The organism is Thalassospira sp. MCCC 1A02898, assembly GCF_001618185.1.
Classification (GTDB): domain Bacteria; phylum Pseudomonadota; class Alphaproteobacteria; order Rhodospirillales; family Thalassospiraceae; genus Thalassospira; species Thalassospira tepidiphila.
This window is the reverse complement of record NZ_LPXK01000001.1, coordinates 554,438-569,277: the sequence shown is the minus strand read 5'-3', so window position 1 is coordinate 569,277 and position 14,840 is coordinate 554,438. Positions and strand designations below refer to the sequence as shown.

Genomic DNA, 14,840 nt, shown 5'->3' with positions numbered 1-14,840 from the left:
AACAAACCACTAGCTTGCTGGTTTCGGACCTTCGGCTGTGATGTGATCCCGACCTGCCATGATCTGATCAAGCGGCTTGACCGGCCAGGACAGAATCAGAAGCTTTTCATCGCGCGTCAGGCTTTCAACGCCAAGCCGGGCAAGCTTTTCATAGATGATCCCGATTTCGATCGCGGTACGCGCATCCGGCTTGCGCACCGGCAGCAAAGCCGAATGCAGCGCATTGGCGTAAGGATCTTCGATCAGGCGCAATAACCCGTCTTTGACATCGTCATCACCGCTTTCGGCATTGATCCGTGCCAACGCGCGAAGCTCTTCGGGGCTGTCATATTCTTCGGGAGTAACAAAAAGCTTCATCCGGCGCGCTGCCTTTCCGATGGCAAGGCTGCTGGAATAATGGGTCAGACATGGCGAAAGCACCAAACCGGCCAGAATGGGCGACAACCACCAGAAGAATGCCGTATCCACAAAGACGGCAATCGCGCCCCAGACCACACCAATCACGATAATGGTGCGATGGGTTTTAAGGGCGGCCTTGAACGGTACCCCGGCGTCGTCACGTTCCTGTGCGTCCCAACCCACCTGATTACCAGTCAGGACCGAGAACACGAACTGGGAATGGAGCATCATCATGATCGGGGCCTGCAAGGCAGAATACAGGGTTTCAAGCAGGCCACTGGCCAATACCATTACCCCGCCATACTGCTTGCGGTCGCGGCCAAGACAGACCATCAGGATCGAGATGATCTTGGGCAGCACCAGCATGCCGATGGTAAAGATCAGCAACACCAGCATTTCAAACGACCGATCCACCGGCCATTGCGGAAACATGGTGAACTGACCGGGGAAGAAGCTATAGGTCAGTTGGGTGTTCTGAAGGGTCGCAATCGTCGAGCTCAGCAACAGCAAAAGCCACAGCGGCGATGATACAAAGCTCATCACACCCATAAAGAAATGCAGACGGCTGAGCGGTTTAAAGCCCGGCGCAACCATCAGGCGCGCATGCTGCATGTTGCCCTGGCACCAGCGCCGGTCACGGATGGCAAAATCAATCAGGTTGGGCGGCAATTCTTCCCAACTGCCTTCAAGCTGCGGGATCAGCCAGCACCGCCAGCCTGCCTTGCGCATAAAGGCGGCTTCGACGAAATCGTGGCTGAGGATATGGCCACCCATCGGCGGTTTGCCCGACAGAACCGGCAGGCCACAGCATTCAATAAACGCCTTGGTGCGAATGATCGCGTTATGGCCCCAATAGTTCGAACTGCCCATGCACCAGAATGACAGACCTGCCGACATGGTCGGGCCATGCACGCGCGAAATGAATTGCAGGATGCGGGCAAACAGCGTCTGGCGACCGGTTGGCTGCGGCGGACTTTGAATGATCCCGGCATCCGGATTGTTTTCCATCAGATAGGCCATATTGACCATGGCCTCGCCGGACATGACGCTATCGGCGTCAAAGACGATCATGTGATCGTAATTGGCGGCATAGGTCTCGCAGAATTCCTTGAGGTTGCCGGACTTGCGTTCGGTGTTTTCTGCGCGGCGGCGGAAGAAAATCTTGCCGCGTGCATTCAGATCCGAACAGGCCTTGGCCCACGCCATTTCCTCGGCAATCCAGATATCGGGATCGCGTGTATCAGACAGCACAAAGAAATGAAACGCATCAAGTTCGCCGGTCGCAGCGAGGCTTTCATAGCTTGCGCGCAATCCGGCAAAGACGCGGTTGGGGTCTTCGTTATATACCGGGATCACCACCACATTCTTGGATCGCAGGCGACCTTTGCGCGCAATCGGCTTCAGGCGTTTGAGCGTAATGGCATCAAGTCTCAGACCACGCAAAACCAGCCCGACAATCCCGGTAAAGAACGACAACGAAATCCAGGCAAAGTTGATAGTAAAGAACGCCACAACCACCATTTCCATGATGGTCAGCTGATCCGCGCCCAGAACATCGGTCATCAACCAGGCCGCATATGCAGTCGCCGCAATCGATGCGCCAAACAGGAAAATCCGCCGCGATCCGACACCGGGCCCGCGCAGTTTGACCGTCGGATCACAAAATGCGTCCTCTGATCGCTCTGCGGGTATGGTCCCTTTCGCGGGTGTGTTGGCGGCTTCTGTCATCTGGCTCTTCTGGGGTTATCTGTTTCTGGCAATTGAGGCGCTTGATCCCAGAGGATCAGAAGGCCCACGGCATGGTCCAGGTCTCGCTCAGGACCTTGTTCTGATACAACAAGAAGACCCTGAGATTGCTTGATGTCGCATCCCCGGCATTGACCAGGTCAAAGAACACACGCACGCCACCATTTTCCGGATCGGGCAGGATGCGGATGTTACGGACTTCACCCTTTGATGCGCTGATATCAGCCCGCAAGTTATTGGCATCCTTGATGAAATAATCCAGGTCACCACCGGCAAAGTTCAGCACAAAACGCGTACCGGACCGATCTTCATCACCTTGGCTGGCCAAACGCTGGATACGAGTATCGGTTGCTTGCGCCATGCCATGCAAACCTGTGCCATCGCGGGTCGCGGTAACACTGTATTCGACCTGCATTTCACCGCCGGCCGCCGGCTTGGTTTCCGGCACCCAATAAGCAACGATATTGTCGTTTGTTTCCGACGGGCTCGGGATTTCGACCAGTTCGATATGGCCCTTGCCCCATTTGCCCTTCGGCGTCACCCAATAGCCCGGCTGCTGGTCAAAGCGTTTTTCCAGATCCTGATAATGATCGAAGTTGCGGTCACGCTGCAAAAGGCCGAAGCCGATGGGGTTTTCATCCAGGAACGAGCTCATCTGCAGATGCTGGGGATTGTCCAGCGGACGCCACAACCATTCACCGCGGCCATTATTGATCAAAAGCCCGTCGCTTGAATGGACTTCACCGCGATAATCATCAAAGAACCGGCGGCGCTGTTCGCCAAACAGGAACATGCCATTCAGCGGCGCAATGCCGATCTTCTCCACCCCGTCGCGGAAGAACAGGTGGGCCTTGATGTCGGCTTGGCTCCGGTTGCCGGGCGTAATATCAAACTGATAGGCACCCGTTATCCGTTCACTGTCGAGCAACGCGAACACGGTGATGGTATTTGCGCCATCCTTTGGCTCGACAATCCAGAATTCACGAAAGACCGGGATTTCTTCACCTGTTGGACCGGCAAGATCCACGGCAAGGCCACGCGCCATCTGGCCGATTGACTGGCCCTGACCCTGAAGGCGGAAATAGGACGCGCCGAGAAAACGGGTCAGCTCATCATTGCTGGTGACATCAGAAAGCGGATAACGCAGGCGGAACCCGGCATAGTTTTGCGTCGAAAAATCATTCCCCGACAGGCCGGTCTTGCCGAAATCAAACAGTCCGGCAGAGTAAGGAATGACCTGAACTTCGCCGTCGCGCACCAGATTGATGGTTACCGGCACGTCATACATGGTGCCCGGATGAAAAAGCTCCAGACTGAAATCCGTCTCGGCCGGATTAAAGAAGGCACGCTGCGACTTGAAGCGTATCTGTGCGTAATCTTCTGCGCTCAGGGCTAAAAGTGCTTCGGGCAGTTCGCGATGCGGATTAACGAACGGCTGTTTGGCAAGATTGCGCGCAAGGTTGGTCACCATTGCCGGATCGAACATCACCGGTTTGGAGACGTTTGGCTGTTTTTCGGCATCAGACACCGCATTCTCAACCGTATCTTCCGGTTGTGCTGTAGTGTCGGCTGTCTGTTCGGCCGGTGCAGTTTGCCCGGAAGCTGGAACCGGCGCTGAAACTGGCGCAGACGCATTTTCCTCGGCACTCTGTGGGACAGGTGCCGGATCACTTTCCTGTGCATGGATGGCCGCAGGCCCGCCGATCATGATCAACGCGGACGCGGCAGCACCCAAAAGAACACGTCTGAGGGGCAGCTTGCTATGCTGCTGAAAATGTTGCGTCATGCTCTTATATGCTACCAACCGTTGGATTTTTCCGAATTTATTGGTTGCTGTTGTGCACAGAAAACAGGGCAGGAATGTGTCGTCATCAGGGTAAGAATCCGCAAAGCCACAACCGATCAGTTGCCCGAAAGGATTGCTTTAATCCCGGACATGTCATTGGGAAAGCGTCATTTTTGCATGGGCAGCAACGGAAAAACGCTGCAAAGAACCGCTTGACGGAAACGCAAAACCGTTTGTCAAACCGCTGATTGAAACGCGCTGTTTTCCGCGCTGGAATCGGCGTGCAATTCACGCGGGGAAATGTTGTGGCGCTGCTGGATGGCACGTGCCAGTGCCGTTGTGCTGCGATAACCAACCTGGCCTGCCACCGCCTGCAACCTTTTGCCATCGCGCAACAACCCAAACGCCAGATCAAGACGAATGGTTTGCAGGAAATCACCGGGCGATGTGCCCAGCAAATCGCGAAACCGGGCTGCAAAACTCGCCCGCGACATACCAGCAATTTCCGCCTGTCGTTCAACCGACCAATTTTCGCCGGGTTTCTGATGAAGTTCACCGACCACGCGCGCAATCCGCGGATCACGCATGGCGGCCAGAATGCCCGGACGGACAAGGTTCTTGGCCTGACAATGGCGCAACACCATCAACAACAGCAGATCAACCAGAAGATTGATTGCCGTGCGTTGCCCGGGCTGCGCGCCCTGTGATTCCGAAAACAGCTGATCGGTGATGGCCTCAAGCCCGGGGAGCTCGTCAAAGGGCAACAAAAGATATTCCGGCAAGCCCAGTTTCGCTGGGCTTAGACCAATATCGGGGAAATCGAGATTGGCACAGACCATTGCCGCGCCACCTGCGGGCGTCTCGATATCGTGGGGCACCGGACATCCGAAAAGAACCACGCCGGGGCGATCCAGTATCGCCTTTTCGCGCCCTTCAAAAAGGACCCGCATCGTGCCACTTTGCAAAACATGCAACATGCCTTGCTGTTGCGATGGCAGATCAGCTCGTCCCTGATGATGACTGCTGCCGCAATGGGTTCCGGCAAAAATCACATCACCGCGCGGGTGATGTCCGGCAAACAGATCGGACAGGACATCCTTCTCAGACGAATTGCGTGCTTCCTCAGACAACAAGTCACTTCTCCGACGATAGGCTGTTTTCAGATTTCAAGACGCCCTCTTGATGAACCAGTTCCGTGATCGCCTGCCAGTAAAGACCCGGTGATCACCCCGTGAAGGAGATGAAAAATGACCAAACGTTCCAGCTTCATGCGTTCCGCTGCCCTCGCCGCCGTCCTGGGTATTTCCGCAGTTGGCAGCATTGTTGCCATCAGCGCACCGGCATCAGCCGCACAGGAAGTCCACATTGTTGAAGGCTACGCCCTGCAGGGTTTTGACCCGGTTGCATACTTCACCGTAGGCGCCCCGACCCCGGGCAACTCCGAATTCAAGGCCGAACATGGTGGCGCGACCTATCGCTTTGCCAGCGCTGAAAACCGTGACCTGTTCAATGCCAACCCGGAAAAATACGCACCGCAATATGGTGGGTTCTGCGCCTTTGGTGCGGCAATGGGTCGTAAATTCGGTGCCGATCCGCAGGCATGGCGCATCGTTGACGACAAGCTGTATCTGAACCTGAACAAGGAAATCCAGCAGCGCTGGGTTGCCGATATCCCGGGCTTCATCCGTGGTGCTGACCACAACTGGGAAATCATCGAAACGATCGAAGACGCCAAGCTGGCTGATGAGAAAATGGCCCCCAAAGGCCTGACCATCGGCGCACAATAATCCCGGGCGCGGAATGCCCTGATCCGGGTTCCTCCCTGGCTCCCTGTTGCCCAGTATGACAATGGCCGGCCCGAATGAACGGGCCGGCCATTTGTTTTTTGATCTTTAGATGGCGCGATCAGTATCCGACCGCACAACCATCCTTGCGCGGGTCCGAACCCGCAACATACCCCGCATCGGTCTTGGCAATCAGCTGCGCGCCGCCAAAACCAAAATTGGTGCTGTCAGGCGTTTCGACCTTGATGACATGCCCCTTGGCCTTAAGCGCGTCAATCACCTCAGCCCCGACCGATGTTTCCACCGCAACATTCAGCCCCGAAAGTGCCTGCCAACGCGGTGCATCGGCCGCTGTTTGCGGATCCTGCCCCCAAAGCTGGGTACGGAGCGTCATCTGCAAATGGCCCTGTGCCTGCATCGGGCCGCCCATAACGCCAAAGCTCATGACCGGATTGCCATCAAGGCCCATCAGGAAGGCCGGAATGATCGTCTGGAACGGACGTTTGCCGCCCTTGACCAGATTGGGATGACCGTCTTTGAGGCTAAAGCCGTGACCACGGTTTTGCAGGCTGATCGAGGTGCCCGGCACCACAACACCAGACCCAAAGCCCATATAGTTCGACTGGATGAACGACACCATCATGCCGTTTTCATCAGCCGTACTGACATAAACCGTGCCGCCATGTTTGGGCGCACCCGCCTTGAAATCCTGTGCCTTGTTGGCGTCAATCAATGCCGCACGCGATTTCAGGTAATCATCAGACAAAAGATGTTCGACGGTGACATCGGTCATATAATCCAGATCGGCGACATAGGCTTGCATATCGGCAAAGGCCAGTTTCATGGCCTCGATCTCGAGATGCAGTGCCTCGACCGAATCCGGTTCATAATCGGTTATGTTGGTATGGCGCAAAATGCCCAGCGCGATGAGGGCTGAAATCCCCTGCCCATTTGGCGGGATTTCATGCAGCTTCACATTGCCAAAGCTTTGCGAAATTGTGCCCACCCAATCGGCCTTGTGATTGCCAAGATCTTCTTCCGACAGGGCCGCACCATGTTCCTTGGCAAAGGCGGCAATCTTGCTGGCCAGTTTGCCGCGATAGAAACTCTCACCCTTGGTTTCAGCGATATCAATAAGGCTTTCGGCCGCCGCCTTGTTGACAAACAGCTCGCCCGCCTTGGGGGCTTTTCCGCCCGGCAGGAAGGCCTCGGCAAAGCCAGGCTGTTTACCCAGCAAATCGCCGCCCTTTTCCCAAAGGGTGGCGATGATCGGCGATACGGCAAAGCCGCGGGTCGCGTATTCAATTGCTGGCTCGAACAGTTTTTCGAACGGCAGCTTGCCGAACTTTTCGGAAATTTCACGCCAAGACGATACCGCACCCGGTGTGGTGACCGATTCCCAGCCCCGCTGTGGCATGGAGTCAGAACCGGCAAAACGTTCCGGGTTCCAAGCCGCAGGCGCACGGCCAGACGCATTCAAACCATGCAGTTCCTTGCCATCCCAAATGATGGCATAGGCATCCGATCCAAGGCCGTTGCCGGTCGGTTCGACCACGGTAAGCGCAATGGCGGATGCAAGTGCGGCATCGGCGGCATTACCACCGGCCCACAGCATCCGCAAACCAGCCTGGGCTGCAAGTGGCTGGGATGTTGAAACCATATTGCGCGCCAGCACCGGGGACCGGCGTGAGGCATAAAGCGCGTCGTGACGAAGTTTCATGGAAGTCTCCTAATCCTTAATCGCCGTCTTGTTCATCGGTGGCAGGACGGTCTTTTTTGCGCATCTTCAGGACCGAACGGACACTGAAAATGACTGAAAGAAGGGCCGCCGCCAGAAGAACGGCGGAAATAGGACGGGTAAAGAACACCGTCCAGTCGGCATCACTCATCAGCGCGCGGCGCAGGTTGGTCTCAGCAATCGGCCCCAGAATGACACCCAGCACCAGCGGCGCCAGCGGATAATCAAGCGACTTCAATCCATAGCCGACAAGTCCGATCGCACCGAGCAGATAAAGATCCGTCACCCGGTTATTGAGCGCAAAGGCCCCGATCACGCAACAGATCATGACAGTCGGCACGATGAACTGTTTGGGAATGTCGGTCACGCGCAGGAACAGGCGCATCGACAGCACGCAGACCACCAGCATCATGAGCGATGCCACAACCATGGCAACGAACATGCCATAGGCAAGATCGGCATTGTCCATGATCAGACGCGGACCCACCGAAATGCCATGCACCATAAGGGCCGCCATCAGGATCGCATCGACTGCCGATCCCGGAATACCCAGTGCAATCATCGGAATAAGGCCGCCACCGGCCGTGGCAGAGTTCCCGGCTTCGGACGCAATCACGCCATCGGGGTTGCCCTTGCCGAATTCATCGGGATTTTTGGAACTGCGCTTGGCCTGATCATAGGCCAAAAGGTTCGCGATCGAACCACCGGCACCCGGAAGAGCCCCAATAAACACACCAATAAGCGAGGAGCGAACCAGATTGACCGGATGCATCAGAACTTCACGCATCACAGCCCAAGTCTTGAATTCGATGACATCGGGAATAAGCGCATCACTGCTTGGGCCTTTGCCATGATCCTCGAGCTCCCCCATCAGCTGACTGATGGCAAAGATCCCGATCAAAACCACAAGGAACGGCAGACCAGGCATCAGGACCGACGACTCAAATGTCAGACGCGGCTGGCCCATCATCGGGTCGGGGCCAATGGTCGCAAGACCAAGGCCAATCACCCCGGCAATCAGACCGCGCATCAGCGAATTGCCCACAAGGCTTGCGACAATGGTCAACGCAAAGACGATCAGCGAGAAATATTCCCACGGGCCAAGCTTGACCGCAATCATCGCAAGCGGCGGAGCCGCAATGATCAGAACGATGGTCGAAATGACAGTCCCGAAGAAGGACGACCAGACACCAAGCGAAAGGGCGCGTCCCGGTTCACCACCGCGCGCCATCGGATAGGCATCAAAGGTGGTTGCGACTGAACTTGGCGTACCCGGAATCCCCAGTAGGGCAGCACTGATCAGGCCACCGGTATAACCGCCGACATAAACCGACAGCATCACCGAAACCCCCTGCAACGGACCCATCGTAAAGGTCAGCGGCAAGGTCAGAATGATCGCCATGGTCACGGTGAAGCCCGGGATTGCGGCTGCGACGATCCCGGCAACGGAACCGATCAGCATGTAAATCAGGGTATCGAATGCGAAAACCTGATGTGCACCGGCAAGAAATGCATCCAACATCATCGTAAAACTTTATCTAGCCCGCAAACAGCACGCCGCGCGGGAGGAACACGTTAAAGACTTCTGCAAACAGCATGTTCAAGCCGACCGAGAAAATCACGGCGGCGATCAGCGACTGGAAGAGGGTCTTTTTGGAAATACCTGCGATCATCAATTGCGCGATCAGCAGAAACACAAAGGTGGTCAGCGAAAAGCCACCAAGCGGCAGCAACAGCAGATAGACAACCAGAAGCCCGAACAGCGCAAAGGAATAGCGCCGGGCAACAAGCCATGCACCCAATGACGACCCAAGACGGTTTGCACCCCCGGCCTTGCGGATATCAATCACCGCACGCACCGCTGCGATCAGGCATAAAACCGCAAGCACGCCGAAAACCAGTTCCGGGAAGGAACCCGCCCCAAGCGGCTCCCAGCGTGAGGTCGGCAAAGTGCTGGCACGCAGGCTCAGAAACGCAGCACCCAAACCGATAGCGATATAGGAAATCAGCCGTGCGACTTCAGTTCTTGCACGAAGAGCAGCGGACGCACTTGCGTCCGCTGCTGCTGCTTTCGCAGTCGACTGACTCATCCCTGAAGTTTGCCGACAACTTTGTCGACTTCACCGTCAAGTTTATCGAGATAGGCTTTGTATGCCTCGTGACCGAGATAGATGTCAGCCGAACCGGCATTGGTCATCTTTTCGCGGATATCAGGCAGGGACATTGCCTTTTCAAGCGCAGCATCAAGAGCCTCGACGATCTCGTCCGGGGTACCGGCCGGAAGAACAACACCTCGGGTCACCGCCATCGAAAGATCATAACCCTGTTCGGCCATGGTCGGGACGTCCGGCTCTTCGGAGGTACGTTCTTCGGTGCCGACACCAGCAAAGATCAGGTCGCCGTTTTTCACAAACTCGCTGGCCGATGCAACGTCACCGATCACGATATCAACGTTGCCGCCAACAGCCGCACGGATACGCTCGCCAGTGTCGCGGAAACCGACATAGCTGAACTGAACGCCAAGGGCTTCTTCGATCATTGCCATGTGAAGATGCGGAACACCGCCAAGGGTCACACCGGCGCGCACGGCCCCCGGGTTTGCTGCGGCATATGCCTTGAGCTCTTCCAGGTTGGAGAAGTTGTCATTCTTCGACAGCACCAGATACTGCGGCGACGACGTCACCAGAGCCACCGGAATGAAGTTTTTGTAGCTGAGCTCGGTGATGCCAAGCTTGTTGGCGGTGTAAAGGCCTTCGTGGATCTGCGAAATGGTATAGCCATCAGCCGGACGTTTGGCGAATTCGGCCAGACCAACGGTGCCACCGACACCTGGCATATTGACGATCGGCACGGCCTGACCGGTGACTTCCGACAGACCCATGGCGACAATGCGCATCAGTGTGTCACTGCCGCCACCCGGGCCCCAAGGCACAATGAATTCGATCGGTTTTTCTGGATAGTCCTGCGCCTGCGCCGGACCTGCGATGGCTGCGGCCAACAAACCGGCAGCGACTGCAATCTTGTGGAACATGTATCTTGCCTCCTGATATCTCGCCTGAAATGTGTGAACCATTACTACTTTGGTTCAATCTATTTGTCAGGACATTGTTGGCAGCAACAAACCACTTTCGCAAGCGCAAAAATAATATTTGGCTTTAAACAAGGATTATGTTGCAGGTTTTCACCAAAGATGGATAGTACCACTTATTAATTGATATCATAATTGGTACGGATTGGTTCGAATGTTTGAAATGGATGGCGCCATGAGCCTCTATCTCGTCTGGGGCGCAGCCATGCTGTTTGCTGGCGTCCTTGGCGGGATCATGGCCGGGCTTCTCGGTGTTGGTGGCGGGATTGTGATTGTCCCGGTGCTTTATCATTTTCTGACCACCATGGGTGTCGATGAAAGCCTTCGCATGCAGGTCGCAGTTGCCACATCGCTGACCACAATCATTGCCACGGCAATCTCATCAACGCGCAGCCACTATAAAAAGGGCTCGGTCGATATTGCGCTTCTCAAACATTGGGGCCCGGCGATCATCGTCGGCGTGATCCTTGGCACCGCGATTGGCGGACTGGCCGATGGCCGGGTTCTGACCATCGTGTTTGCCGTTGTCGCCCTGATCGTGGCTGGCAACATGATCCTTGTGAAAGACCGCGAAACCAACGAAACCAAAAACCCGCCAAAATCCGTCTGGGCGGTACTTGGGGTGATTGCCGGCAGTCTTTCGGCCATGATGGGAATTGGCGGCGGCACCATTTGCGTGCCGGTCCTGAATTTCCTGGGTTACGACATCCGCCGCGCGGTTGGCACCTCGGCCGCGATTGGTCTCATCATCGCCCTTCCCGGCACCATCGGCTATGCGATGTCGGGCATTGGCGTCGACGGTCGCCCGCCATTTTCAATCGGCTATGTCAATGTTCTGGCGGCGGCCCTGCTTATACCGATGACGGTACTTTGTGCACCAATCGGGGCACGCATAGCCCACACCATTCCGCGCCGGGCATTGCGCATGTGCTTTGGCCTGTTTCTGGCGATCACGTCTGCGCGGATGTTCTATGACCTTCTGAGCTAGGCATCCTTGCAAACATCTGGAAACAAACAAGAATTGTATATGCTTGTTCTTAGATAAACCAATGGCTTACAATGATAGGTGCGCATTGGTTCGCCAATAGATACGCATCTGGAAACGTCGACAGAAACGCCATAAAAAATGACCAAAAACCATGACTGAATTCGCGACCCAGGCGCTGGCAGAAAAGCTCAAGACCGGCTTTGCACAGGGGGACTTTGTCAAGGACGGGCGCGTGATCGCCGAACGCACCCTTGCCGAACAGCTTGATGTCGGTCGCAGGGCGCTTCGCAAGGCGCTTGATCAGCTTGAATCCGAAGGCCTGATCTGGCGCCGTCAGGGTCAGGGCACCTTTGTTGGCACCCCGCCAACCCCGCGCCTGCGCAAGCTTGAAGGACTGGCCACCAAAACCAGCCCGTTTGAAATCATGGAAGTCCGTCAGGAAATCGAACCATCGATGGCCCGGTTCGCCGCCCTTCGCGCCTCACAAGGTGATATCGACGCCATGCGCAGCATGGTCGAAAAGGCCGCCGGCGCAACCACACAGGCCGAATACGAAAAATGGGATGCCGCCTTTCATCAGCGCCTGGCCGAATCGGTCAAGAACACCCTGTTTCTGGCGGTGTTTGAGGCCGTCAATGCGGTCCGCCGCGAAGCAGCATGGGCCCGCCTGCGTGAAAGCAGCCATTCAGACACATTGATCGAAGAATTAAGCAATCAGCATCGCGACATCATCAACGCGATTGAGCTACGCGACCCCAAACGCGCCGAAGACGCCATGCGCCGCCACCTGTCCGAGGTGGAACACGCACTGAAGCAAACCTGATCTGATACCGATTTTTTTGCGGTCAGCCCTGCGGCGCAAAGTCCGCAAACATCCCGTGATAGGCCTTAAGCGGCGGCTTGGCATAGGCACCTGCCTTGCTTGTGCGAAGTCCCAGAAACGCCATGGCCTCGATCATCTTGACCGCGGCACTGACCCCGTCAATCACCGGCACGCCAAGTTCCTCGGTCAAACGATCGGCGATATCGGTCATTCCCGCACAACCCAGAACAATCGCCTCGGCATAATCATCAGCAAGGCAAATCTCCGCCTGCTTCTTAAGTGCGGCGTATGCCGCCTTGGCATTGGCCCCTTCGAAATCCAGCGTTCTCACACCGGCGGCCCGGACGACACATTGCGATGACGCCCCGTATTTCGACACCAGATGTTCAAGCGGCCGGACAGAAACCGGCATCGGGGTGACAATCGCAAAGCGCGATGACACGGCGGCCGCCATACGCAGGGCCGCCTCGCACAGCCCCAGCACGGGCGCACCGGTCAGGCAGCGCGCAGCATCAACCCCAGTATCATCAAAGCACGCCACCACATAGCCGCCGATTGGATCAGATTCCTGTTCGGGTGCTGCTTCGAGTTCGCGAATGACCGAAAGCAATCCGACACTGGCAAAGGCCTCGTCGTAATAGCCCTCGATACTGTCCGGCCCGAAAGTCGGGTTGAGTGCCAAAACCTGTGTTGTCGGCCCAACAATCCTTTGCGCCTGTTCGCCGACCTTTTTGGTAAAGCCGGTGGACATATTGGGGTTGATAACGGCAATGCGGCTCATGCTTTTTGTCCTTTGCGACGGCGCATGATGGCAACCGTGCCCAATGCCAGTGCAATCACCAGAAACGAGAACCCGGTGGTCACCGTGCCCAATGCATAAAGTACCGGCGTGGTGACATTGGTTGTCATGCCATAGATCTCAAGCGGCAAGGTATTGAGCGCACCGGCCGTCATCAGGGTGCGGGCAAATTCATCGTAGGACAGGGTGAACGAGAACATCGCAACCCCGATCAGGCTTGGGCCCACCATCGGCAAAACAACATATTGAATGGTTTGCCAGTTGCTTGCGCCCAGATCGCGCGCGGCTTCCTCGTAGGACGGATCAAACCGGTTAAACACCGCAAACATGATCAGAAGACCGAACGGGAACGTCCATGTCAGATGCGCACCAAGGGCCGAGGTAAACCATTGCGGCTGCCATTCAACGATATTGAACAGCAAACCGATGCCCAGCGAAATCAGGATTGACGGCACAATCAGACTGGCAATCGCCAGATAGAAAATCACGCTGTCGCCCCGGAACCGCTTGCGGAACGCAAGACCGGCCATGAACGAAACAACAACCGTCACCACCATGACAATCAGACCAAGCTTAAGCGACCGGCTGAACGATCCACCAAAATCACCAACGGCCTGCTGTTCAAACAGATTGCCAAACCAGTGGAACGAGAACCCGTTCATCGGGAAGGTCAGACCGCCATTCTCGCCCTGGAAGGACAGAATGAAGATCGTCAGCATCGGGCCATAAAGAAACAGCACGAACAGCGTAAAAAATGCCGCAAGGAAATAGAAGCTGGTCGGACGGCGTTCACGGGTTTTGGTTAACAATGCCATGATCACAGCTCCTTGCGGATATCAACAAGACGCAACAACGCGGTCACGATCAGCAACACCGTGATCAGCAATACCACCGCACTGGCGGCTGCCGCCGGATATTGTAGAAGTCCGATTTCATTGGAAATCTGCAAACCGACCGAGGCACTTTGCCCGCCACTCATCAGGCGGACCGTGATGAAATCGCCCATAACCACCGTGATGACAAAGATCGACCCGATGGCAATGCCGGGCTTGGACAGCGGGACGATGACGGATTTCAACGTCTCGAAGCCGCTGGCACCTGCATCGCGCGCCGCCTCGATCAAGGATCGGTCGATGCGCATCATGGAATTGAAGATCGGCACCACCATGAACAGGGTGTAAAGGTGGACATCTGCCAACACGACTGCGAAATCGGAAAACAGAAGGAATTCAAGCGGCTGATCGACAATCCCGAGATTGATCAGGGCAGAGTTCAAAAGCCCGTTACGCCCAAGGAACGGGATCCACGAAATCATGCGGATGATGTTCGACGTCCAGAACGGAATGGTGCACAGCATGAACAAAACGATCTGCCAGGTCAGACTGCGCACATGAAACGCCAGGAAATAGGCCACCGTAAACCCGATCAGCAGGGTAAAGACCCAGGTCAGAACGGCATATTTCAGGGTATTGAGATAGATGCTCCAGGTTACCGAGGAGCCCAGCAGGTACTTGTAGTTCTCTAAAATGAAGTCCGGCAGGATGCGATATTCGTCATAGTCCCAGAAACTGACCACAACAATGGTCAGAAGCGGAATGACAAGAAACACCGCAAAGATCAGCGCCATTGGCGAGATCAGGAAATAGGACGATCTTTTTGACGTATCAGAAGCCATGCTCTGTCCTTGAA

General features: G+C 55.9%; 13 protein-coding genes. 3 read left to right on the top strand and 10 right to left on the bottom strand.

The genetic code is table 11. The features are described 5' to 3' along the window. Positions 1-9: 9 nt before the first annotated feature. The 3 genes from mdoH to AUQ41_RS02610 form a co-directional block, all read right to left on the bottom strand. Positions 10-2,127, bottom strand: a complete 2,118-nt coding sequence (gene mdoH / locus AUQ41_RS02620) for a glucans biosynthesis glucosyltransferase MdoH (RefSeq protein WP_063086490.1) — start codon at positions 2,125-2,127, stop codon at positions 10-12. Positions 2,128-2,182: 55 nt separating this feature from the next. Further along, entirely contained in the window at positions 2,183-3,931 is a 1,749-nt protein-coding gene (locus AUQ41_RS02615) for a glucan biosynthesis protein (protein ID WP_063086488.1), read from the bottom strand. Between the two features lie 236 nt (positions 3,932-4,167). Next, the gene (locus AUQ41_RS02610; protein ID WP_063086841.1) at positions 4,168-5,061 is read right to left on the bottom strand and encodes an AraC family transcriptional regulator; all 894 of its coding nucleotides are present in this window, start codon (positions 5,059-5,061) and stop codon (positions 4,168-4,170) included. 117 nt (positions 5,062-5,178) lie between these two features. Between AUQ41_RS02610 and AUQ41_RS02605 the strand changes: the two genes are divergently transcribed. After that, positions 5,179-5,718, top strand: a complete 540-nt coding sequence (locus tag AUQ41_RS02605) for a YHS domain-containing (seleno)protein (RefSeq protein ID WP_063086486.1) — start codon at positions 5,179-5,181, stop codon at positions 5,716-5,718. Positions 5,719-5,836: 118 nt separating this feature from the next. Here AUQ41_RS02605 and AUQ41_RS02600 read toward each other — a convergent pair whose 3' ends face one another. Genes AUQ41_RS02600 through AUQ41_RS02585 form a run of 4 tightly spaced genes read right to left on the bottom strand, consistent with a single transcriptional unit; the run spans position 5,837 to position 10,484 of the window. Beyond that, entirely contained in the window at positions 5,837-7,435 is a 1,599-nt protein-coding gene (locus AUQ41_RS02600) for a gamma-glutamyltransferase family protein (protein ID WP_063086484.1), read from the bottom strand. A gap of 16 nt (positions 7,436-7,451) precedes the next feature. Then, complete coding sequence (locus AUQ41_RS02595) at positions 7,452-8,978, bottom strand: tripartite tricarboxylate transporter permease (protein WP_083952704.1); 1,527 nt, start codon at positions 8,976-8,978, stop codon at positions 7,452-7,454. Between the two features lie 13 nt (positions 8,979-8,991). Next, positions 8,992-9,543, bottom strand: a complete 552-nt coding sequence (locus tag AUQ41_RS02590) for a tripartite tricarboxylate transporter TctB family protein (protein ID WP_063086482.1) — start codon at positions 9,541-9,543, stop codon at positions 8,992-8,994. After that, the gene (locus AUQ41_RS02585) at positions 9,540-10,484 is read right to left on the bottom strand and encodes a tripartite tricarboxylate transporter substrate binding protein (RefSeq protein ID WP_063086480.1); all 945 of its coding nucleotides are present in this window, start codon (positions 10,482-10,484) and stop codon (positions 9,540-9,542) included. Before AUQ41_RS02585 ends, AUQ41_RS02590 begins: the two co-directional genes overlap by 4 nt. Positions 10,485-10,695: 211 nt before the next feature. On the opposite strand from AUQ41_RS02585, the gene AUQ41_RS02580 reads away from it, so the two are divergent. Both AUQ41_RS02580 and AUQ41_RS02575 read left to right on the top strand, forming a co-directional pair. After that, on the top strand, positions 10,696-11,529 hold the full coding sequence (locus AUQ41_RS02580; protein WP_063086478.1) for a sulfite exporter TauE/SafE family protein: 834 nt from the start codon (positions 10,696-10,698) through the stop codon (positions 11,527-11,529). Positions 11,530-11,680: 151 nt separating this feature from the next. After that, positions 11,681-12,352 (top strand): FadR/GntR family transcriptional regulator, encoded by a 672-nt coding sequence (locus tag AUQ41_RS02575; protein WP_063086476.1) that lies wholly within the window; start codon positions 11,681-11,683, stop codon positions 12,350-12,352. A gap of 22 nt (positions 12,353-12,374) precedes the next feature. Here AUQ41_RS02575 and AUQ41_RS02570 read toward each other — a convergent pair whose 3' ends face one another. From AUQ41_RS02570 to AUQ41_RS02560, 3 genes are read right to left on the bottom strand one after another with little or no spacing between them, the layout of a single operon-like run. After that, positions 12,375-13,133, bottom strand: coding sequence for an aspartate/glutamate racemase family protein (locus AUQ41_RS02570; protein WP_063086474.1), 759 nt, complete (start codon positions 13,131-13,133; stop codon positions 12,375-12,377). Continuing rightward, positions 13,130-13,966, bottom strand: coding sequence for an ABC transporter permease (locus AUQ41_RS02565; RefSeq protein ID WP_063086472.1), 837 nt, complete (start codon positions 13,964-13,966; stop codon positions 13,130-13,132). Before AUQ41_RS02565 ends, AUQ41_RS02570 begins: the two co-directional genes overlap by 4 nt. Positions 13,967-13,968: 2 nt before the next feature. Beyond that, positions 13,969-14,826 (bottom strand): ABC transporter permease, encoded by an 858-nt coding sequence (locus AUQ41_RS02560; protein ID WP_008888643.1) that lies wholly within the window; start codon positions 14,824-14,826, stop codon positions 13,969-13,971. Positions 14,827-14,840 lie beyond the last annotated feature (14 nt).